16 protein-coding genes are annotated in these 20,725 nt (G+C 66.1%); 4 read left to right on the plus strand and 12 right to left on the minus strand.

Translation table 11 applies throughout. The features are described 5' to 3' along the window. Nucleotides 1-78: 78 nt before the first annotated feature. The 4 genes from ACYQ6W_RS02870 to ACYQ6W_RS02885 are packed head-to-tail and all read right to left on the minus strand — an operon-like array spanning nucleotide 79 to nucleotide 5,604. Nucleotides 79-1,140, minus strand: coding sequence for a glycosyltransferase family 4 protein (locus ACYQ6W_RS02870; protein WP_459674038.1), 1,062 nt, complete (start codon nucleotides 1,138-1,140; stop codon nucleotides 79-81). Between the two features lie 44 nt (nucleotides 1,141-1,184). After that, on the minus strand, nucleotides 1,185-2,462 hold the full coding sequence (locus ACYQ6W_RS02875; protein ID WP_459673459.1) for a TIGR04295 family B12-binding domain-containing radical SAM protein: 1,278 nt from the start codon (nucleotides 2,460-2,462) through the stop codon (nucleotides 1,185-1,187). An 8-nt stretch (nucleotides 2,463-2,470) separates the two neighbouring features. Continuing rightward, nucleotides 2,471-4,513 (minus strand): SDR family NAD(P)-dependent oxidoreductase, encoded by a 2,043-nt coding sequence (locus tag ACYQ6W_RS02880; RefSeq protein WP_459673460.1) that lies wholly within the window; start codon nucleotides 4,511-4,513, stop codon nucleotides 2,471-2,473. Beyond that, nucleotides 4,510-5,604 carry an SDR family NAD(P)-dependent oxidoreductase gene (locus ACYQ6W_RS02885; RefSeq protein ID WP_459673461.1) on the minus strand — a complete coding sequence of 365 codons (1,095 nt, stop codon included), beginning with the start codon at nucleotides 5,602-5,604 and terminating at the stop codon, nucleotides 4,510-4,512. Before ACYQ6W_RS02885 ends, ACYQ6W_RS02880 begins: the two co-directional genes overlap by 4 nt. Before the next feature lie 771 nt (nucleotides 5,605-6,375). Between ACYQ6W_RS02885 and ACYQ6W_RS02890 the strand changes: the two genes are divergently transcribed. Continuing rightward, a complete protein-coding gene (locus ACYQ6W_RS02890) occupies nucleotides 6,376-7,257 on the plus strand; it encodes a helix-turn-helix transcriptional regulator (protein WP_459673462.1) in 882 nt (293 codons plus the stop codon). Nucleotides 7,258-7,350: 93 nt separating this feature from the next. Next, a complete protein-coding gene (locus tag ACYQ6W_RS02895) occupies nucleotides 7,351-8,670 on the plus strand; it encodes a DUF2254 domain-containing protein (protein WP_459673463.1) in 1,320 nt (439 codons plus the stop codon). 223 nt (nucleotides 8,671-8,893) lie between these two features. Here the strand turns inward: ACYQ6W_RS02895 and ACYQ6W_RS02900 are convergent, their stop codons facing one another. Together ACYQ6W_RS02900 and ACYQ6W_RS02905 are read right to left on the minus strand one after the other, a co-directional pair. After that, nucleotides 8,894-10,285 carry an amidase gene (locus tag ACYQ6W_RS02900; RefSeq protein ID WP_459673464.1) on the minus strand — a complete coding sequence of 464 codons (1,392 nt, stop codon included), beginning with the start codon at nucleotides 10,283-10,285 and terminating at the stop codon, nucleotides 8,894-8,896. A gap of 85 nt (nucleotides 10,286-10,370) precedes the next feature. Further along, nucleotides 10,371-11,216, minus strand: coding sequence for a dienelactone hydrolase family protein (locus ACYQ6W_RS02905; protein ID WP_459673466.1), 846 nt, complete (start codon nucleotides 11,214-11,216; stop codon nucleotides 10,371-10,373). A gap of 125 nt (nucleotides 11,217-11,341) precedes the next feature. Here ACYQ6W_RS02905 and ACYQ6W_RS02910 point away from each other — a divergent pair, with 125 nt between their 5' ends. Both ACYQ6W_RS02910 and ACYQ6W_RS02915 read left to right on the plus strand, forming a co-directional pair. Next, the gene (locus ACYQ6W_RS02910; protein ID WP_459673467.1) at nucleotides 11,342-11,716 is read left to right on the plus strand and encodes a hypothetical protein; all 375 of its coding nucleotides are present in this window, start codon (nucleotides 11,342-11,344) and stop codon (nucleotides 11,714-11,716) included. 144 nt (nucleotides 11,717-11,860) lie between these two features. Then, nucleotides 11,861-13,180 (plus strand): UDP-glucose dehydrogenase family protein, encoded by a 1,320-nt coding sequence (locus ACYQ6W_RS02915; RefSeq protein WP_459673468.1) that lies wholly within the window; start codon nucleotides 11,861-11,863, stop codon nucleotides 13,178-13,180. A 16-nt stretch (nucleotides 13,181-13,196) separates the two neighbouring features. Here ACYQ6W_RS02915 and ACYQ6W_RS02920 read toward each other — a convergent pair whose 3' ends face one another. From ACYQ6W_RS02920 to ACYQ6W_RS02945, 6 genes are all read right to left on the minus strand, one after another. Beyond that, nucleotides 13,197-14,255 carry an arsenic transporter gene (locus tag ACYQ6W_RS02920; RefSeq protein WP_459673470.1) on the minus strand — a complete coding sequence of 353 codons (1,059 nt, stop codon included), beginning with the start codon at nucleotides 14,253-14,255 and terminating at the stop codon, nucleotides 13,197-13,199. A 212-nt stretch (nucleotides 14,256-14,467) separates the two neighbouring features. Further along, nucleotides 14,468-15,595 carry a metallophosphoesterase gene (locus ACYQ6W_RS02925; protein WP_459673471.1) on the minus strand — a complete coding sequence of 376 codons (1,128 nt, stop codon included), beginning with the start codon at nucleotides 15,593-15,595 and terminating at the stop codon, nucleotides 14,468-14,470. Further along, complete coding sequence (locus ACYQ6W_RS02930) at nucleotides 15,592-16,860, minus strand: MFS transporter (protein ID WP_459673473.1); 1,269 nt, start codon at nucleotides 16,858-16,860, stop codon at nucleotides 15,592-15,594. Before ACYQ6W_RS02930 ends, ACYQ6W_RS02925 begins: the two co-directional genes overlap by 4 nt. A 57-nt stretch (nucleotides 16,861-16,917) precedes the next feature. Continuing rightward, nucleotides 16,918-17,646, minus strand: coding sequence for a hypothetical protein (locus ACYQ6W_RS02935; RefSeq protein ID WP_459673474.1), 729 nt, complete (start codon nucleotides 17,644-17,646; stop codon nucleotides 16,918-16,920). 113 nt (nucleotides 17,647-17,759) lie between these two features. Then, entirely contained in the window at nucleotides 17,760-19,115 is a 1,356-nt protein-coding gene (locus tag ACYQ6W_RS02940) for a sigma-54-dependent transcriptional regulator (protein ID WP_459673475.1), read from the minus strand. Further along, complete coding sequence (locus tag ACYQ6W_RS02945; RefSeq protein WP_459673476.1) at nucleotides 19,100-20,620, minus strand: sensor histidine kinase; 1,521 nt, start codon at nucleotides 20,618-20,620, stop codon at nucleotides 19,100-19,102. The genes ACYQ6W_RS02940 and ACYQ6W_RS02945 overlap by 16 nt, the downstream gene beginning before the upstream one ends. Between the last annotated feature and the right edge of the window lie 105 nt (nucleotides 20,621-20,725).

The following is a 20,725-nucleotide window of genomic DNA, read 5'->3' on the forward strand; positions in this document are numbered from 1 at the left end:
CCCGGCCCAAGCCCCGAAGGAAATGCGCATTACCATGATTCCAACATGACCGGATGGAATGCGTGAAATAGGCGAATTTCATGCGGCTCTTGTCCAATGTCCACGGGTGGCAAAGCCCTGGTGGAGCGCCCAGGTTGCCGCGGCCTGCGTCTGTGGCGCGTAGTTTGCAGCGCGACGGCAAGCCGCTTCGCCGAGCGCTCGGCGGCGCGTGGGATCCGCCTGAAGTAGCGCGAGCACCTCGGACCAGGGCGCCGGGTCTCGCGCCGGAAGGAAGATGGCGCAGCCCTCCCACAGCTCGCGGAAGCTCGGAATGTCCGACAAGACGAGCGCGGCACTGGCTTGCGCCGCCTCAAGCACGGCAAGGCCGAACGGCTCGTAGAGCGCAGGGCTTGCAAAGATGCCGCTCCCGGCGACGAAGCGGCGGAGTGCACCCTCTTTCAAGGATCCGATGCAGGAGAGGGCAGGTAGCATCACCCGGTGACCGCTTGGGGAGGCCAGAGGCCCGGCTGCGGTGATGTCCAGTCCGCTCATCTCGGCAACCTGATTGAGCAGGACCACGTTCTTGGCATCGTCCCACAGGCGTCCCGCGGTCACGATTCGCGTGGAACGGGGGTCCGAGGGGATCGCGCCTGCGGCACTGCGGCCGTTCGCGATGACGGAGAGCGACGCGTGCGGGCCGTAGGCCACCCGTAAGGCGTCGGCGAAGGCGTTTGATGGAGCGATCACCGTATCGGCGCGAGCCATTCCCTCTGCCATCATGGTGACGCGCCAGGCAAGATCCCCGGGTATGGGCTGCCCTGGCCGCACCGCCTGCCACCAAGTGCCGACGCAAGAATGTGCGACGGCGATAACAGGACAAGGCCATACGGCGGGACCCAGAAGAGCAGGGCTGTGGAGGTGTGCGCTGGCACTGCCACACTCCCGTGCGAGGTCTCGGAGACCCTCTTGCGCTGCGCGCACTTCCTCGACCGAGCCAAGCCATTCAAGGGAGAGGCCGGTCCGATGGAGGGTTATTCGCTCCGAATGGGGCACTCCTTCCAGATCTGCCGGCACTGGGCCGAGCAGCGCGAGATCCACGGCAGCACCCGCCTGCGCAAACGCCGTTGCCAACCCTGTCGAATAGCGCCACACTCCGCCCACGGCATCTGTCGTCAAAAGGATGCGTGGTGGCGCCCCTGTGCGCGTCAAATCCCAGCCTCCAAGGCAGCCAGGGGCCAAGGCTGATCTTCCTGAATATCGCTGAATTGCGTGAACTGGCGCAGGTAATAGTCCTGTGCGCGCTCCCAGGCCTGGTCATCAGGCTCGCCCCAAAGCCGGCGATAATCCGGCGCTGCGGGATAGGGGAAGAGCGGAACCGGATCGTTCGCCCAGACACCATGGCGCTGCAGTTCGGCACGCCAGGCCGCAACTTGTGCCATATCATCCTCTTCCATGCGGATGAGATTCGCCTGTACGAAGGGTATGGTCTTGCGCGCATGAATGAGCAGGCGAGACAGTGCGTCGGTGTCGAGTTTGCATTTCTTCGTCAAGGCGGCCCGGCCATCGGCACTGAGGCTTTCGAATCCTGCCTCGATCGAGACGCAGCCTGCAACCCCCAGTAGATCCAGCATCTCTGGCTGCCAAAGATCGATGCGGGTTTGAATACCGAACTCGACCGGGCGACGAGCGAGGGCATTCAGAAGATCTTCCCTCGGCAGGAAGATCTCGTCGATGAAATACAAGTAGCCCACGCCCTGCGCGATCAGTCCATCGATCTCAGCCAGAAGACGATCGAGATCCCTCTTGCGGTAACGATCGCGAAAGTCGATCTTGGCGCAGAAGCTGCACGCGAAGGGGCACCCGCGCGACGCCTCGACCTCCGCGCCTGGGGCATCCGCTTGCGTACCGAAGCGATGGTGATGGTGTCGATGGCGGTGCACCCAGGCGTCGGGCCAAACCAGCGCTTGAGCTTCCGCAAAACGAGACACGGCGGCGGGCTTTCCGACGACCTCGATCTCGCCGCGTGGCGAGAGACGAGCCGTGCCGGGGATGGTTCGATCATCGGGGGTGGCGGCGAGCGCCGCGACCACCTCTTCGCATTCACCACGGACGACGACATCCACGCCCAATTTGCGCAGCGTGGTGCCGGGCGTCGTGGATCCGTGTGGGCCGACCGCGACCTTCATGCCGCCATCGTGACCGAGGGCCCGCAACATTTCTTTGGGTACACGCAACTCTGGTGGCGCGCAGCGCCAGAAGAGATAGGTGGGCGCGGTGGTGACCACGCTCATCTCGGCCCCGAACCCCCGCACGGCTTCGGCCATGGCCGCGAAATCGAGACCCTGGATCTGGCCATCGAGAAGCAAGACGTCGTGGCCGGCTTGCTGCAGCAAAGCGCGGCTATAGCCGAGTTCCAGAGGCAGATGCGCCGCGCGGCACCCGAAATAGATGCTGTTTTCGTAGTGCCAGGGGGGATTGAGCAAAGCGACTTTCATGCGAAAACCCTCCCCAGATCGCCGGACGTTGCGTCCAGCCGGCGCGTTGTCGGGCGATCAGCGATTTCGTCCAAGAGCATCGCGGTGCCACAGCGCCAGTCGAGCGGCTCCGGCAGTACGAGCGTTGCCGCGACGCGGCGCCGATCGGTCACAAAATACCGCTGGTCATGCGGTCGCCAGTCCTCGAAACGTCGTGCCACGGGCCGGCCGAGACGTGTCTCGAGATGACCGATCAGCTCGAGGAGGCTGACGGCATTGGCGGGGCCGCCGCCCAGATTTAAGGCTCGCCCCTGTGTCGCGCCGATGTGCTTCCATGCGGCGACATAGGTGCGCACGGCATCGGAGACGTGGAGAAGGTCGCGAACCTGGGCGCCATCACCGTAGAGTGTGATGGGTAGATCTTGCACGGCGCGCAGGATGAAATGCGCGACCCATCCCTGGTCCTCCGTCCCGAGCTGGCGCGTGCCGTAGATGCAGCTCATTCTCAAGACACAGGCGGGTAGATCGAAGCTGCGCGCATAGTCGAGAACATACTGATCAGCCGCACCCTTCGAGCAACCATAGGGTGTGGCGAAGGCGAGCGGCCTCGATTCGCTCAAGCCGGTCTCGGCGATCCCCCCATCCTGCGGCATCCAGCGGTCGTCGACGCGCGCGAGCGGCAGGTCGTCAAGATCGCCGTAGACCTTGTTGGTGCTTGCAAAGATGAAGGGAACTGGGCTCGCGCGCAGAGCCTCGAGAAGGTTGAACGTGCCGAGCAGATTGATCGCAAAGTCATTGGCAGGGTTCTCCATGCTCGTCGTCACTGCAACTTGCCCGGCCAAGTGGAAGACGGCGGAGGCGTCTGCTGCGAGATCGCGGGTCGTCGCCTGGTCACGAATATCCGCGAGAGCGAAGGAGAACTGCTGGGGATGACGCCGCTGCAGCCAGATGAGATTCTGCTCCACGCCTGGCCGCGCCAGGGCATCGAGCAGGAGGACATGTGCGCCATCCTGCATCAGATGGTCCGCGAGATTGGCGCCGATAAAGCCGGCGCCACCGGTCACGAGGACGGGCTTGCAGCCGAGGAGGGCAGGCCGGGGATGCGTGGCCGCGGCTTCGGCCACGGCCTGCACGGCGGGCACACCGCCTTCGGAGAGCAGCTGCCCGAGCAGCTTTGGCCGTCCCACGGAATCGAAGGCGCCGAAGTGATAGTGCCGCTCGTCGAAATGTGGACCCTCCTGGATCACCGTCGAGTCGGTGAGATCCCGTAGGCTGTACCAATAGACCCGTGAAACCTCGGCTTGTGCAGCGGCGAGGAAGGCATCGATCTGCGGCGCCGGGTCATGGCGCCAGGTCGAATAGCCAGTTTCGGTCAGCCAATAATCCAGGTCAGGATTGAAGGCAGAGGCGATCCGCCGGGTCTCCTCAACACGTTGGGGCCAGCCTGGCCACAGGCCGGCGTGAGCGGAATCCCAGGTCCCTGGAAAGCCGTGCATGCCGACGGCATCGACCACTGAGAGAACGCCACGTTCACCCATCAGTCGGAGCCAGTTGGGATCATGAGGGGAGGTGGCCGGCAGGACGACCTTCTTACCCCGCTGGCGGGCCCAGTGGGCGGCTGCACCGAACATGGTGCAGAAGCTCAGCCAGTCCGGATCCAGTCGCCAATCCCAATCGAGAAGATTGTTCGGCTCGTTCCAGATCTCGAGCCATTCAAAGGAATTGCCGTGGCGGTCGATGATGAGGTCAACAAAGTCGGCGAGCAGCTTGAGGTCGCGCGGGGGACCGGAGGTGCGGCCGTTGATCGCAAGATCCGGCGGCGTGTAATGGAGGCACGGCAGGAGATCGAATCGGCTGCCGAGCATGTCGAGCAGCCATGTATACCAGGCCTCTCCGCCGTCCGTCCGATAGTCTGCCCAGGAGAGATGCGTGCGCAAATGACGGACGCCGAGCCGGTCGAGGCAGTCTGCTGCCTGCAAGGCAAGATCGCGCTCGCCCAGGTGGAACCACTGCACGAAGCCGAGCGCGGGCCCAGGCGCCATTCCTTGGGGACCCGTCATGCTACGAGACCTCGTAGTTCGAGCTCGCGCTTCGCCTGTTCGGCCCGGTCGGCGGCCGTTTGGCGCGTGAGCCATTCGGCAAGGTCGGGCAGGCCGTCCGCCAAACTGCGCTGCGGACGAAAGCCGAGGCGTTCCTCGGCGAGAGAGATGTCGGCAAAGCAGTGGCGCACGTCGCCAGCGCGGGCTTTGTGGAGAAGCTGTGCCGGGATTTCGGGACGGCCCATGGCCTCGGCGAGAAGACGTGCCACATCGGCGACCGCGGTGCGCACGCCACTGCCGATGTTGAAGACGGAGCCTGCCGCGGCCGGCGTTTCCAGCGCGAGAAGAAAGGCGCGCGCAATGTCGGAGACGTGAACGAAATCGCGTTGCTGAAGGCCGTCCTCGAAAATGAGAGGAGACTGCCCGTTGAGCAGTCTCGCAGCAAAGATCGCGAGAACGCCGGTATAGGGATTTGACAGGGCCTGGCCTGGACCGAAGACGTTGAACATGCGGAGCGCCACCGCCTCCATGCCATAGGCGGGCGCGACGTTCATGCAGAGCCGCTCCTGCGCGAATTTTGTTATCGCGTAAACGGATGACAGTGCCGGCTGCTTCCATTCGGGTGTCGCGACCGGGATCAATGCCTGTCCGTCGGCGTCGACCGGGTCCCATCCTTGGCGGATATCCCGCTGAAGGCTTTGGACCAGCCCGCCGCGCGCATCCTTGTAAAGACCCTCTCCATAAATGCTCATGGAAGAGGCGACGACGATCCGATGCACCGGGTGGTCGATCAAGGCGCGCAGCAGGACGGCCGTGCCGAGGTCGTTCACGCCGACATAGCGGTCGATCTCGTACATGCTTTGGCCGACGCCCACTTCGGCGGCAAGATGAATGACCGCATCGACGCCCTCGACTGCTTGTCCGACGGCCGCGGGGTCGCGCACATCGCCACGCAGCACATGCACATCATCAAGCACGGCATGATCTGCGCCTTCGCCGTGGACCTGTTCGATGAACGGATCCAGCACGCGCACCGTGTGCCCGGATTCGAGCAACAGTGCACACACATGGCGGCCGATGAAACCGGCGCCTCCGGTGATCAAGACATGCATTTGTGGGACTCCACCAGGCGAGACGTGGAAAGTCGTTACTTGACGACGAAATCACGATCTCGGTCCTACCGAAGAAGAAGCTTGGTGTAGATGCACAGTCGCGTGAAGCGCGGCGTGATCGCAACGAACGCTCAGATAGTTGATGATTCAGCGATGGGGTATCACCCTGGCGTTACGCCGTCGCATGATCGGAAAGAAATACGATTTAAGAGCGCCGTCGACTGGATGATGCCGCGCCGTGGTTCGTTGGGTGTGCGGGCGCTGTACGCGTGGCGCCGGGAGCTTCATCTTCTTCTTGTTGATCAGTCTCTCAGAAGAAGCGGGGCGTGCATCGGCATTGCCCGAGGCCGCGGGCCAGCGCATGGGATGGACGAAAGGGGACGCTGCAAGACGGATCAGCAGGCGCCGTAGTTCTGAAGTCTTTTCCCGGTTGTTAACTATGAAATTCGTTATAATGGATTTCAAACGTAGTAAGGATGAGCGAGATTTATTGAAAATGCCCTCTTGCGGTCATCCTGGTTCCGTGATTAACAAAACCCACCCTGAACAAAGAAAAGGCGGCACCGAAGCACCGCCAAGTTTAGGGAGGAAACGTCCAAGAAAGCAGCAACACGATCCGTGACCGCCGTCGCTGCGAGAGACAACTTATGTCTAGTTAGACAAAAGTGCAAGTCCCTCGGTGCGGCGCAGCATTGCGTGTTGCGCGGCCGAGGGGCCATGTCCGTGCATAGGCTGGCACGCGCTGCTGTCCTTTGCCGAGCGAGGCAGCCCATGGATGCCCTGGTTACTCCCGACAATCGCCTTGGTGTCTATCTGAAAGGGCGCCGTTCCAAGCTTGATCCTGCTGCCCTCGGCTTCCCGGTCGGTCGCCGCCGTACGCAGGGCCTGAGACGCGAGGAAGTCGCGCAGCGTGCCGGCATTAGTGCCACCTGGTACACCTGGCTCGAGCAGGGGCGCGGCGGCGCACCTTCCGCCGAGGCGCTCGACCGGATCGCCCATGCGCTGCTCATGACCGAAGTGGAGCGGGAGCACCTCTTTCTCCTTGGCCTGGGCCGCCTGCCCGAGGTCCGCTTCCGCGGTGCCACTGGCGTCACGCCGCGGCTGCAGCGCCTGATCGACACGCTGGAATACGCGCCGGCTCTGGTCAAAACCGCGACGTGGGACATCGTCGCCTGGAATCGGGCCGCTGCCATCGTGCTGACCGATTATGGAGCGCTGCCGCCCGAGGCGCGGAACATCCTCCGCATGATCTTCATCGACCCGAAGGTGCGCGCGCACCAGATCGACTGGGAAGGCGTCGCCCGGTTCGTCGTCGGGGCCTTTCGGGCGGAGATGGCACGCGCTGGCGCGGAGGCAGAGGCCGCCCCGCTGATTGCCGAACTCAGCGAGCGGAGCCCGGAATTCGCTGCCATGTGGCGGGCCAATGACGTGCATGACCATGGCGAGGGCGTCAAACGGCTGAAGCATCCTGCGCTCGGCACCATCACGTTCGAATATTCCGCCTTCGCGGTGGATGGGCGGCCGGATCTCGGTCTCGTCATCTACAACCCGGCGACGGCGGAGGATCTGGCGCGCGCCCGCAGCTTCATCCAGGCGGCGGAGGCTGGCGCTGGCGACACGCGCCCAACTGCGACGGAGCAGCCTGCAGCCTGATCGGCGATTCGACCCCCGGCGCGTCGATGCAGGGATTGTGAGGGCGGAGCGCGAACAGACTTATAGAGCCAGAGGCAGGCAAGGAGACCGGGAATGCCCCGCTGGCTGTGGATTTTGACCCGCATGATGCGCCGCCTCTGGGTGCGGGCCAGCGCCATCGGCATTCTCGGGGTCCTCGCCGCCATCCTGGCGGCCGTCGCCGAGCGCTTCCTGCCTTGGCACGTTCCCGGCAACATTGGGGCCGATGCCGTCGGCACCATCCTGAACATCATGGCCGCCAGCATGCTGACGGTCACGACCTTCTCCCTCAGCGTGATGACCTCTGCCTACGGCACCGCCACCAACAGTGCGTCTCCCCGCGCGACGCGGCTGCTGATGGAAGACCGGGTGACGCAGAACGTCCTCTCCGCCTTCATCGGCTCCTTCCTCTTCAGCATGGTGGGCATCGTCGTACTGCAGACGGGTGCCTATGGCGATCGTGGCCGCGTCATCCTCTTCGTCGTCACTATCGGCGTCATCTCCCTCGTCGTGGTCTCGCTCCTACGCTGGATCGATCATCTGACCGGCCTTGGGCGCGTGGGGGAGACGGCGCGGCGCGTCGAAGTTGCGGCGCGCACGGCCTTGCAGGCGCGGCTGGACGATCCCTATCTCGGCGGCCGGAAGCTCGCCGACCCGGACCGCGCCATCCCGCCTGACGCCGTGCCGGTCTCTGCGGAGGCTCTTGGCTACTTGCTCCACATCGACATGGTGGCCCTCTCCCGCGTCGCGGAGCGACTGGATGCCACGATCTACGTGACGGTCAATCCCGGCGCCTTCATCTACGCGGATACCGTCTTGGCGTGGATTGCCTCGCCGAAAGATCGCGCCACGGTGGTGGAGGCGACATCCGCCGTCGCCACCGCCTTCACCATCGGAGAGGAGCGGACTTTCGACCAGGACCCGCGCTTCGGCCTTATCGTTCTGAGCGAAATCGCGTCCCGGGCTCTGTCCCCCGCGGTCAATGATCCGGGAACGGCGATCGAGGTGACGGGCCGGCTGGTCCGGCTGATGACCCTGTGGTCGCAGGGCCCTGGAAGCAAACCCGATGAAGAGGTGCGGCATCCGCATGTGTACGTGCCAGCCCTCATGACGGCCGATCTCTTCCAGGATGCCTTTCTCGGGCTGGGCCGAGACGGCGCAGGGATGGTGGAGGTTCAGCTGCGCCTGCAGAAGGCGCTCGTGGCGCTGGGGCGGCTGGGGGATGCGGATTTTCAGGCCGCGGCACGGGAGCAGGCGGCCTTTGCCAGGGCGCGGGCGGAGGCCGCCTTGGACCTGGAGGCCGAGCGTCGCCGCCTGCAGCGGGTAGGTGAAGAGGTGACGGCGGTCTCGCCTGATTTACCGGCATCCGCAGCAGCCGAGCATGAGGCCGGCTGATCAGCGGAGGCTTTCCGGCGTTTCGATCACCATGTCCAGAAAACACGGGCTGAACGCCTCCACCCGACCTGCCGCCCTATCCGAGCCTGTGGGCGGCCTGGGTCGAAGTCAACCACGCTTTGATACGTCAATCCTGCGACCCCAGGTATTGCGTGGCCCGCAGCCTGCCACCTGGCAGCAAGGCGATGATGCCGATGGCCGCCGACTGACCCGAGGCTCCGTGTCAGCCGTCCAGTCGTGGCCAGGGGCGCTGCGGCCCACGCAACCGCTCGAAGGCGGCGCCCATACGCAGCACGCCCACGTCGTCGAAGCGCCGGCCCACGATCTGCAGGCCGATCGGCATGCCAAGCTCCGAATAGCCGCAGTTGAGCGACAATGCCGGTTGCTCGCTCATGTTGAAGCTCACGCAATAGCCGATGTGCTCGAACGGCCGAAAGGGATCGTTGATCGGGCTCGCCTGCTCGGCAGGAAAGGAGACGGTCGGCCAGACCGGCAGCAGCACGTAGTCATAGGGCGCCGTCGCTGCATTGGCGGCCTGGCTCATCGCCGGCATCTGCGCGAAGCCGCGATACACGTCCTGGCCGGACAGCGCGGCCCCGCCTTCGATCCAGGCACGGATATAGGGCAGGATCTTCGCCCGCTGGCTCTCGGAGAAGTGCGCGACGTCGGAAGCGAAACGGGTGCGCCAGAATCCGTCCAGCCCGTCCAGCATGGCGCGGGTCAGGAAGGGCGCCATCGGCTCGACGGTCGCACCTTCCGCTTCGAAGATCCGGGCGGCCGCCACGGTGGCCGCCACCACGGCCTCCTCGGGCTCGCTGCCGATGCCGGTGTAGAGACAGAGGCCAAGTTTCAGGCCGCGAAGCGGCAGCGGCTCGGCCGACCAGGGAAGGTCGGCCGGCGGCAGGCTCATATAGTCCCGCGCATCCGGGCGGCTCAGCACCTGCATGGCGAGCACCGTGTCAGCCACCGTCCGGGTCAGCGGCCCGACCACGCGGCCGAGGAACGGAGGTGAGACGGGAACGCGGCCGAAGCTCGGCTTGAGGCCGACGGCGCCGCAGACGGCCGCAGGCAGGCGGATCGAGCCGCCGATATCCGTGCCGATGTTGATCGGGGCATAGCCTGCCGCCGTCGCAGCGGCTGCACCGGCGCTGGAGCCGCCGGGGTTCATCGCGAGGTTCCAGGGGTTGCGCGCCAGCCGGTGGAAGCTCGACAGTCCGGAGGAGAGCATGCCGAAATCCGGCATGGTGGTCTTGCCGAGGATGACGGCGCCGCTTTCGCGCAGCCGGGCCGCCGCCGGCCCGTCCTCTGTCGCGATCGCAGCGTCGACGGCGGCCGTGCCGGCCGGCATCGGGTGGCCTTTGGTCGCGATGTTCTCCTTCACCGTCACCGGCACGCCGTCGAGCGGGCCCTGCGGGCTGCCTGCGGCCCAGCGCGCCTCAGCCGCGCGGGCGGCGGCCAACGCCGCCTCAGGCTCCACCATCCATGTCGCGCAAACGCGGTCGTCCCAGGCGGTGATGCGGGCGAGGGCGGCTTCTGTTACTTCGACGGGGGAGAGCCGGCGCTCCCGAAAGGCATGGACGAGGTCAGTGGCCGGGATGTCGGGAAGTTCGCTCATGCCTTCAGGCTAGCGCGGGGACAGGGCCTTGTCTTCCCCCTTTCTGGCTTGTTGCATCAACGAACGAACGGTCTGTTGTCGTTGGTCAACCAACGTCGTAGCGGCGCAGCCAGGAGAGTGCCTGCGCCCAGGCGGCCTCGGCGTCCCGCGCATTGTAGCTCGGCCGGTAGTCGGCGTGAAACCCATGCCCGGCATCCGGGTAATAGATGATCTCGACCGTCTTGCCTGCAGCCTTCGCCTTCGCTTGAGCTGCGAACACGTCGCTCCGATGAATGCTTGGGTCGAGTCCACCATAAAGACCGAGCAGGGGGCAGTTCAGCCGGTCCGCCAGGTCGAGTGGGGTCTGCGGCTGGATGGTGCTTGTGGGGCCCGTCACCGGGCCATAGAAGGCGACCGCTGCCTTCAGCCGTCTCTCGTGTTCCGCGAAAAGCCAGACGTCCCGCCCGCCGCGGCAGAAGCCGAGGGTCGCGATGTGCGCCGCGTCGCCGTGATGCGCGACGGCCCAGTCGACGGTCGCCGAGAGATCCGACAACATCGTCGCGTCCGGAGCCTTCGCAATCACCTGGGTGACGATTTGCCGAACGTCCGTCATCTGGGACAGGTCGGCAATCCGCGCGTAGAGCTCGGGCGCGACGGCGAGGTAGCCTTGCTTCGCCAACCGCCGGCAGACGTCCTTGATGTATTCGTGGACGCCGAAAATCTCCTCGATGACGACGACGATCGGCGCATGGCCAGACGTCGCAGGCCGTGCGGCGTAGGCGGGAAGGGTGCCATCGGCGACCGGGATCGTCACCTCGCCTGCCACCAGGCCCTTGTCGTCGGTATGGATCGGCGCGGTCTCGGCCCGGGCCGTCGCAAGCGTGAAGCCCGTCATCAGGCTGGTCATCATCAAGGTGCGGCGGCCGAAAGGGGAAGCAGGCACAGGGATCATGGCGTCTACGTCTCGAGACCTCGGGATGGAGCACAGGGACGGCGGGAAGATGAACATCCCTACACTAGGCCCTGGGGCCGCCCTTGGCATAGGTTCCGCTGGTCAAAGCTGCGCGTGGAGAGCGAATGTTCGATCGGATCATGGGGGTGACCTGCCTTCTGGGCGCTGCCGCCCTCGCGGTTTACCTGCTCCAGGAGCGGTATGCGGCTCCGGCCTGCGATGACGACCAGGTGGCAGCGCAGGTGGTGAGCGACATCAAGGGCAAGGTCGGCTCTAACGGGGTCTATCTGCTCAACACCGCGCAGATCGCCGGTGGGTTCTTCTCCACCGTGCGGCATTGCGCGGTGGATGCGGCGCCGATCCAGGATTCGGATACGCTGGGCCAGTCGCACTGGCGAAAGGTCCTGTATACGGTGACGCTCGACCGCAAGACCGGCGGCACCAAGGTCTCAGCCTCAGTCGATGGGCCGGTCAGCCCGCACTTTGCGCTGGACGGCTGAGGTCCTTGGCCGCCCCAGGGGATGAAGATCGCCCTCAAACCGCCATCTGACGGGTGTTCAACCACAGGGCGCCTCGGCGCCGAGATCCAAACCAGGCCCCGCGGGGGCGGCCCATCATCCAGGCCGGCTAGCAAGGAGTAGTTCATGCGCGTGACGATGATCGGCGGCGGTTACGTCGGGCTTGTTTCGGGCGCCTGCTTCGCGCAGTTCGGCATGGAGGTGGTGATCGTCGAGGCGGACGAGCGCAAGCTCGCCGCGCTGCAGAAGGGCGAGATCCCGATCTTCGAACCGGGGCTGGACGCGTTGGTGGCCGAGAACGTCTCGGCCGGGCGGCTCTCCTTCACCGGCGACATGGACAACGCCCTGGAAGGGACGGAGGTCGTCTTCATTGCCGTGGGCACGCCGACGCGGCGCGGGGACGGCCATGCCGACCTCACCTATGTCTACCAGGCGGCGGAGCAGGTGGCGCGGCGCCTGAAGGGCTATGCCGTCATCGTCACCAAATCGACGGTGCCGGTGGGCACTGGCCGGCGGGTTGCGGAGATCGTGCGGGCGGCCCGGCCCGACCTCGCCTTCGACGTCGCCTCCAACCCGGAATTCCTGCGCGAAGGCAGCGCCATCGGAGATTTCATGCGCCCCGACCGCGTGGTGATCGGCGTCGAGAGTGACCGCGCCGAAGCGGTCCTGCGCACCCTCTACCGGCCGCTCTTTCTGATCGAGACGCCAATCGTGGTGACCTCCATCGAGACCGCGGAACTGATCAAATACGCCGCCAACTCCTTCCTCGCCATGAAGGTAACCTTCATCAACGAGGTCGCGGATCTGTGTGAGAAGGTGGGTGCGGACGTGCATGACGTGGCGCGCGGCATGGGGCTGGACGGGCGGATCGGCCGCAAGTTCCTGCATGCCGGCCCGGGGTTTGGCGGCTCCTGCTTCCCCAAGGATACGCTGGCGATGGCGCGCATCGGCCAGGATGCCGGGGCGCCGCAGCGCTTGGTGGAGACGGTGGTGACGGTGAACGACGCCCGCAAGGCGACGATGGCGCGGCGCATCACCGCGGCCTGCGGCGGCTCCGTGCGGGGCAAGCGGATCGCGATCTGGGGTCTCACCTTCAAGCCGGAGACGGACGATATGCGTGACGCGCCCTCCATCCCGGTGGTGAGCCGGCTGGTGGAGGAGGGGGCGGAGGTGCTGGCCTTCGATCCGGAGGGGATGGAGCAGGCCAAGCCGCTGCTGCCGGGGGCGGTGACCTATTGCGCGGACGCGATCGAGGCGGTGACGGGGGCGGATGCCCTGGTCGTGCTGACCGAGTGGAACGTGTTTCGCGCGATGAGCCCGGCGCGGCTGCAAAGTCTGATGCGCGGGCGGGTGATCGTCGATCTGCGCAACGTCTTCGACCCCGTCGCCATGCGCGCCGCCGGCTTCTCCTATAGCTCGATCGGACGGGCCCTGCCGCCCGCTTGACCAAGAGTCACCGGCCTCACCCCAGGGTGAGGCCGAGCAGGGCGAGCAGCAGCGCCGGGGGCATGACGAGCAAGCCGAGGCGCAGGAACGTCCAAGCGTCGACTTGAAGGCCCTCCCGCCGGAGTGCCGAGAGCCACAGAATGGTGGCGAGTGAGCCCGTGACCGACAGGTTCGGGCCGAGATCGACACCCACGAGGATGGCGCTCGCCACCTGATCCGGAACCTGGCTTCCATGCACCGCGCTGCCCGCAATCAGCCCGGCCGGCAGGTTGTTCAAAAGATTGCAGCCAAAGGCGATGGCCAGGCCCGCGATCCAGGTGGTGTCCTGGGCCGACCGCTGCGCCGCGTCCTGCAGCAGCGTCCCGATCATCCTGATGAGGCCGGTCTTCTCCAGCGCCTCGACCAGCACGAACAAGCCGGCGACCAGCGGCAGCACGCTCCAGGAAATCCCCCTGAGGAGAGACCAGGGAGACCGGCGACCCCGCAGGAGGACGGCGGCTGCCGTCAAGGCGCCGCAGAGCAGCGTCGGCAGACCCAGTTGCCAGTCGAGCCCGGAGGAGAGGAGCAGCACCAGCCCGGTCAGCGTGATGCCGGCCGCCGCCATCCGGCCATTGCCGGAAAGCGCCGGAATCTCGATCTCCTGCTCCACCGTGTCGGCCGCGAGCGCCCGTCTCTGCGTGTAGCGAAGGACGAGGTACGTGACGGCGATCGACAGCAGCGACGACAGGGCGAAACGCGGCAACCACAGCAGCAGCGGCGGCATGTGATTGCCGTAGATCACGAGGTTCGCAGGGTTTGAAATCGGCAGGACGAAGGAGGCCGCGTTCGCGATGAAGGCGCAGATGACGAGGTAGGGAAAGGGGCCCTTCACGCGTGCCGTCTTGACCGCGGCGGCGACGGCCGGTGTCAACACAACGGCCGTCGCATCGTTCGACATGAAGATCGTGACGATCGTGCCGACGAGATAGACGAGCAGGAACAGACGCTTCGCGGAGCCGGCGGCACGCCGCGTCGCGTGCGCCGCCAGCCAGTCAAACAGGCCTTCCCGGCGTGCCGTCTCCGCCAGCAGCATCATGCCTGTGAGGAACAGATAGACGTCCGTTCCTCTGAGGATGCCGCGCTACGCGACGTCCAGGCCGATGAGCTGGAGGAGCACCAGCACCGCCGCCCCGAGCATGGCCCAGAGCGCTTCCGGCCATCCGAAGGGACGGAGGATTACGCCCGCCGTCGCCACCCGAAATCACCCATGTCGCCACATGTGCATTCGCGGTGGGGGTGAGCATCAGCCTACCACTTCCGGCCGTTGCGGTTGGGGCCGAGCTGCGTGCCCAGAATGCCGTTTTCCGGCCAAGCGCCGATGGAAGCGGTGTCGCTGCCTTGGGCGGCGCGGACCGGGCGTGTCGAGCCCGGCCCGGCTGCGGTGATGCTATGGGTCGCGGGACGACCGCTCGGCGTCGTCGCGCGCACTGTGATGGTAGCGCGCGCCGCCGCTGACGGCCGCACCGTCGCCACCCAATGGTGCCCGTCTGCGGCCCGCGTCATGGGCGTCCATGCGCCGTCGCCCACCCGGCACTCGACGAGGCTGACCTCTTCCTCGCCGAAGACCAGGGCCCGTACCGGACAAGTCTCCCCAAGCGCCTGATCGTCGTCACGCATCAACCGATGGTCCGCCGGCATCGTGATCATGACGAAGGGAAAGGGATCCTCGAGCAGCTTGAATCGCCAGCTGACCACGCCTTGTTCGATCGTGGTCAGGCTGAAACCGACTGCGCCTTCGTCGATTTGACCCGTGGAGCGCGTGGCGGCGTAGATCGTCGCACCATCCTGCGCGATCTCGTTGTAGTGGGTATGCCCCATGGCAACGAAGGCGACGGAGTGGGCAACGAAGAGCCTGGTCAGGGCTTGCGCTTCGCCCTCTCCCTTCAGGTCGGCGGGGTAGACATGCATGAAGACGACTGGCGTCTCATCCTGCGCGGTGGCCTCGGCGAGTTCCGTCTCCAGCCACTGAATTTGGCCACTCCCGAGACGAAAGTCGGGTCCGCCGCTGCCGTTGCCACAGCAATCCAAGAAGAGCAGCCGGTGGCCATGGACGATGGACGATCGTGGCAAAGGATCGGGTGCCAATCGGGCATGGAAGGCCGCGAGCGACCCTTGCTCCATGTCATGATCGCCCGGGATGGCGTAGACTGGCAGGCTCAGCATGCGGAGCGCGATGGCCGCCAAGTCGTACTGCTCGGGCTTCCCGTTATCGGCATTGTCGCCCGGCAGCACGGCAAAATCGAGATGGCGCACGAAATGGGCTTCAATCTGAGCGACGATCGACAGCATGTCCTTGTAGTTCTGCTGCCGGGCGTCTGTCAGATGCAGATCGCCCAGCTGCACGAATGCCAGATGCCTTTTCTTGGTCACGGTCATAGCGTGGCTTCCGCTGCGAGGGGCTGAGGGGTGCGCGTTTCTCCGTCGCAAGCCGGTTTCAGAAGACGGGCGAAACCGAGCCAGAGTGCGAGCGAGACGAGCGCGAAGCAGCCGAGGATTGTGAACATCGCCGGATAACCCAGGCTCTGCGCGATCCAGCCGCCGATCGCGGGGCTGAGCGAGGCGCCGACGCCTTGCACGGTCATCACGGCCCCCTGGCCGACGTTGACGCGGCCGGTGCCGTTCAGGATGCGCGCCACCAGTCCGGGAACGGCGACGCTCTGCAGGCCCGCGCCGATCCCGTCTAGCATCTGCACGGGATAGACGCCCCAATGGGTGATGAGATGCGCGGCGATGATCCCACGCACGGGTAAGGCGGCGAAGGAGATCAGCAAGATCAGCCAGTAGCCGCGGCAACTGGCCATCCGCATGGCGAAGAGCGAGGCGACGATCATGACGCTCTGGGCAACGACCACCGTCTGGGCGACGAAGATTGCGGGGTTGCCCTGTTTGCTGCCGACGACCGCGAGACCGTACAGCGGCAGCATCGCGCCATTCCCAAGATGGAAGCAGGCGAGGGCGGCTGCGAGAATGAGCAGCGGCTTCGTCTGCAACAATACGCGGAAGCCGCTGGCGTGCCCGTCGCCTTCACCATCACCCTTCAGTCCGCGCGCGGCGTCGTGGTTGATGGCGCGACCTGGGATCAGCAGCACCGAGATGATCGACAGAATGCCGAACAACGCGGCGAGCCCGAGGACGGCGGTGAAGCCGAAGGCCCAGCCGAGCAGGCCGGAGAGGGCTGCGCCTGCCACGTTGCCGGCATGGTTGAAGGCCTGGTTGCGGCCGTTCTGCCGCGGGAAGCCGGACTGGCGCACGATGCCGAGGGTGATGCCGGCGACGGCCGGCCCGATGGCGGCACCTGCCACAGCCGTCGCCACCTGGGAGGCAGCGACCACCCAGAAGGTCTGCGACAGCAGGATCAGGCTCGACGCCAGCACCGTCGCCACGCCGCTTACGACGATGAGCGTCTTCTTACGCGTCGTCGCGTCCACCAGCGCGCCCGCCGGTGCCGTCATGATCATGCCGGCGACGCCCCCCAGGGTCATCACCGTGCCGATCAGGCCGCTCTTCCAATGATGCGCGAGCAGGAAAACGCCGAGGAAAGGGCCGATCCCCGCCTGCATGTCCGCCATGAAGAAGTTGAGCGCTTGCAGGGGCCAGATCGCACCGCGCGCCTGTCGCTCCTGATGAGTCGGATCTTTCATCGTCATCCTGCGTGAATGAGTGTCGGGTGCCGCCGGCCCAGCCGGTCGAGCTGCTGATCAGGGAGAGGCGGGCGCGCCTGCTGCCGGTGGGGCGGGCGGCGGCGGGCCCGGAGGCGCCGGCGGTGGCGGCCCGGCATCCGGGCCCGGCGCGGGTGCGATCGCCGAGACCGTCACGAGCGTCGCAGCACTGGTGCCAATCCGCTGAGCATCCAGCGCGCGTCCATAGGGGCCGGAGACGCCATATCCCTCGGCCACGAGTGGCTTGCCGGCCTGGAGGTTCTGGGTCAATGCCGCGCCCTGGTCGGGGGGAAGGTGGACCTGTGTTCCATCGGCGAGCAGCGCGCCGTTGAGATCGCCGAGCGGGCCATACAAGGGCTCGCGCACTACACCCTGAACGGTCATCCATTGCGCGGGGTTCGCCACGGGGGCCGGCGGCGTGGGACGAGGGCCGGTATCGACAACGGCCGCGCCGGAAGCCGTGGATGTCACGGAAATGGCCTGGACCACCGGCAGGGCCTGCGCTTCGAGACCGCGAACCTCCACGGCATCGCCGGGCTTGACGATGGTGACCAATTGCCGCCCGAGATGCACGGGTAGATGCACTTGCGTACCGTTCGTCAGGATCAGGCCGTCGACGTCACCGCGGGGCGTCAGGCTGTATTCGGAGACGGTTCCGCTGATCACGGGCACGCGGCTCGGATCATAGGTCGCCGGTTGTTGCGCGATGGCCAGGCTCGCCGTGCTCGTCAGCAGCGCGGCCGCAAGCAGCAAAGGCTGTGTGGTCATGATGCCCTCCATGATGCAAATGCGCACCCGGAGCGCAGGGCAAGGCGCGTGCCAGAGGGTAGTCGTTTGATTTTGCGCGGCGAAACCTGCGCGGCCCGTGATCGGCCGTCGCCTTAGGGGACAGATCCCGTCCCTTTATCGGACACCTCCAGCCCGTAGCGCTCGATCTTTTGGTAGAGGAGCTGCCGCCGGATTCCCAATTGGTCGGCCGCGCGGGTTCGGTTGCCATCGTTCGCCGCCAGGGCGCGCGCGATCATCTCCCGCTCCACCCGCTCGATCACTTCGGGCAAGGTGCCGGAAAGCCAGTCGCCGCTCGGCCCCGATTCCGGCGTCTTCAGGAAGGCCAGGTCCTTGGCATCGATGACCGGCTGTCGCACGAGCGTCGCAGCCCGCTTCATGGCGTTGAGCAATTCCCGCACATTCCCCGGCCAGGGATGGGTCAGCAGCCGTGTTGCGGCATCTGCCGTGAGCTGTTTGGCCATGCCGCCATCGGCCGCGCGCGCCAGGAAATGCTCCGCCAGCGGCACGATGTCAGCCAGCCGGTCTCGCAACGGGGGAAGCAGGAGGGGAACGACGCCGAGACGGTAATAGAGATCCTCCCGAAACCGCCCGTCGCTGACGGCAGCTTGCAGATTGCGATGCGTCGCGGAGATGACGCGCACGTCGATCGGCACCGGCTTGCCGCCCACTGGGGTGACGATGCGATCTTGCAGGGCACGAAGGAGCTTGGCCTGCATCGACAGCGCCATGTCGCCGATCTCATCGAGAAACAGGGTGCCGCCCTCGGCCTCGCGGAAAGATCCCATCCGGTCGGCCAAGGCGCCGGTGAAGGCGCCACGGGCGTGGCCGAACAAGAGGCTTTCCAGAAGTTCAGATGGTATCGCTGCACAGTTCACCGCGACGAAGGGGGCTTTGGCACGCTTTCCATGGCGATGGATGGCGCGCGCCACCACCTCCTTGCCCGTGCCCGTCTCCCCCATGATCAGGACGGTCGCGTCGCTGTCCGCCAACAGCCCGATGGCCTTCTGCACCTCCCGCATTCCGCTGCTGAGCCCGATCAGCGCGTCGTCATCGGCGGCAGATGGCGCCGTAGCCAGCGACCCGAGATCGACCTTCGTCAGGATGCGGTCGAGCAGGGCTTTGAGACCCGCGCGCCCGATCGGCTTGGCGAGATGATCCGCGGCGCCGAGGCGCATCGCCTCGATCGTATTCGCGCTTGTGGGCACGGCGGTCAGGATGGCGACGGGAGGGGCGTGCTCCTGCACCCGGATGCGGCGCAGAACCTCGAGCCCGTCGAGACCTGGCATCCGCAGGTCGAGAAGAACGGCGTCGGCCCGGTTGCAGGCCAGCCAAGCGAGCGCCGTCTCGCCATCCTCTGCCTGGACCGGATCATGCCCCAGGTCTTCGAGGGTCATCGCGAGCGCGCGTCGCAAGGCGGTGTCGTCGTCGACGATCAGGATGGTGGGCACAGCAACTCCAGAGCGAAGATGGCACCTTGACCGGGCACCGCGCCCCCGGCACGGCGCAGCCTAAGATGCCCGCCATGGGCATCGGCGAGCTGACGGGCGATGGCGAGGCCGAGCCCTGTACCATCGGCGCGGCCGGTGACGAAGGGCTCGAAGAGCCGTGGGGCGAGGTCCGGCGCGATGCCCTCACCACTGTCCTGCACGAGGATAGTGAGCCTGCCTGCGTCTCTCTCGACCGAAAGCGTGACGACGCCTCCGCCACGGCTATGCCGCACCGCGTTTCCGAGAAGATTGTCGAGCACACGGCCGATCATCATGGGATCGAAGACGGCGGTGCCCTCCGCACCGGACAGCGCCAGAGTCACCTGCCGCTGCGCAGCGATCGCCTCGTGGCGGCTGAGGCACTCCGCCAGAAAGGCTGGCAAAGCGAGGTGCTCAGGTCGCGGGACGGCGCGTTGCGTCATGGCGAGCAACTCGGTCACCAGCATGTCCAGCCGGTCGAGTTGCGACAGCATTTCGCCGATCGCCTCTCTCCGGCGTTCATCGCTGCCGGCGAGCGCATTCTCGCCCTGCAGCCTCGCGGCGGCGATGGGGTTGCGGATTTCGTGCGCGACGCCGGCTGCGACGCGGCCAAGGCCCGCGAGATGTTCGGAGGCCGCGACCCGCTCCGCCATCTCCTCCGCTTCGCGCCGGGCGGCGGCAAGCCGTCTGCCGGCATCGTTCAGCGCGCCTACGATCCGGTCGAGTTCCCGTTCACCTGTCAACGGAACCGCCGGCAGGTGTCGCTGGCTTGTGTCCGCAAGGCTCGTCTCGATCGCGCGGACGTGACGTCCCCAAATGAGAAGGGTGCGGCCTAGCCACGCAGCCATGCCGAGTTGCAGGGCCAGGAGAACGCCGAGGCCGAGGAGAAGCGGCCAGAAGCCGGGTGCCGCGTTGACGCGCGTCATCGTCCACGCGGTCAGCCCATCCACGGGCCCAAGCAGTGGGCATGCATCCAACAGCAGCGTCTGCGCGCGGCTGGCTCTCTGCCGCTTCGCCGGTTGCAGGGTGCGCGCCGCTTCCTCGTTGACGGCTTTGATCTGGCCGAGTTCGGCGGCCGGCAGGTCGGTCTTTGGCCCGCTGCCCTCGTAGGTGGGGAAAGCATAAGCCAAGGGCCCCGCCCGCGACTGCCAGATGCCGCCCTCCACCCCTTTGAGATTTGTCAAGGCGAGGCCGACGACATTGGCGAGGCTGGTGCGGAAGCGTGGATCGGAGAGATCGGGGGGCGCCCCGGCCCAGCGCGCCGTGAAAAAGCTGTAGCGATCCTTGATCAGGTCGCAGCCGTGCGAGACGACCAGCTGCGCTCGTCCGATCCTGGCATCGACGGACTGCTGATAGAGCTCGCCGAGCAGCACGGCGACGGCCACCCCTGCGGTGAGGGAAAGTAGCCACAATCCGAACAACCGTGCCCGCAGCGAATGCACCGCGATTTTTCCCCCAAGCGGCAGGGGCCGTCCAGCGCCTGCCATCGGCGGATTATTCTCGAGGCGCAGGGGGATGGCTAGCCCGTAGGGCAGCGCAGCCGCCTGCGCCGTTCGCTCGTTCCTTGCCCCGTGGCATTTTGCTCTTTGTCG

Source organism: Acidisoma sp. 7E03, assembly GCF_054665075.1.

Coding starts and splice junctions, on each gene's coding strand:
- ACYQ6W_RS02935 (WP_459673474.1), bottom strand. CDS start 17,646: ATGACCACACAGCCTTTGCTGCTTGCGGCCGCGCTGCTGACGAGCACG.
- ACYQ6W_RS02890 (WP_459673462.1), top strand. CDS start 6,376: ATGGATGCCCTGGTTACTCCCGACAATCGCCTTGGTGTCTATCTGAAA.
- ACYQ6W_RS02930 (WP_459673473.1), bottom strand. CDS start 16,860: ATGAAAGATCCGACTCATCAGGAGCGACAGGCGCGCGGTGCGATCTGG.
- ACYQ6W_RS02880 (WP_459673460.1), bottom strand. CDS start 4,513: ATGACGGGTCCCCAAGGAATGGCGCCTGGGCCCGCGCTCGGCTTCGTG.
- ACYQ6W_RS02895 (WP_459673463.1), top strand. CDS start 7,351: ATGCCCCGCTGGCTGTGGATTTTGACCCGCATGATGCGCCGCCTCTGG.
- ACYQ6W_RS02905 (WP_459673466.1), bottom strand. CDS start 11,216: ATGATCCCTGTGCCTGCTTCCCCTTTCGGCCGCCGCACCTTGATGATG.
- ACYQ6W_RS02945 (WP_459673476.1), bottom strand. CDS start 20,620: ATGGCAGGCGCTGGACGGCCCCTGCCGCTTGGGGGAAAAATCGCGGTG.
- ACYQ6W_RS02910 (WP_459673467.1), top strand. CDS start 11,342: ATGTTCGATCGGATCATGGGGGTGACCTGCCTTCTGGGCGCTGCCGCC.
- ACYQ6W_RS02900 (WP_459673464.1), bottom strand. CDS start 10,285: ATGAGCGAACTTCCCGACATCCCGGCCACTGACCTCGTCCATGCCTTT.
- ACYQ6W_RS02925 (WP_459673471.1), bottom strand. CDS start 15,595: ATGACCGTGACCAAGAAAAGGCATCTGGCATTCGTGCAGCTGGGCGAT.
- ACYQ6W_RS02885 (WP_459673461.1), bottom strand. CDS start 5,604: ATGCATGTCTTGATCACCGGAGGCGCCGGTTTCATCGGCCGCCATGTG.
- ACYQ6W_RS02915 (WP_459673468.1), top strand. CDS start 11,861: ATGCGCGTGACGATGATCGGCGGCGGTTACGTCGGGCTTGTTTCGGGC.
- ACYQ6W_RS02920 (WP_459673470.1), bottom strand. CDS start 14,255: ATGATGCTGCTGGCGGAGACGGCACGCCGGGAAGGCCTGTTTGACTGG.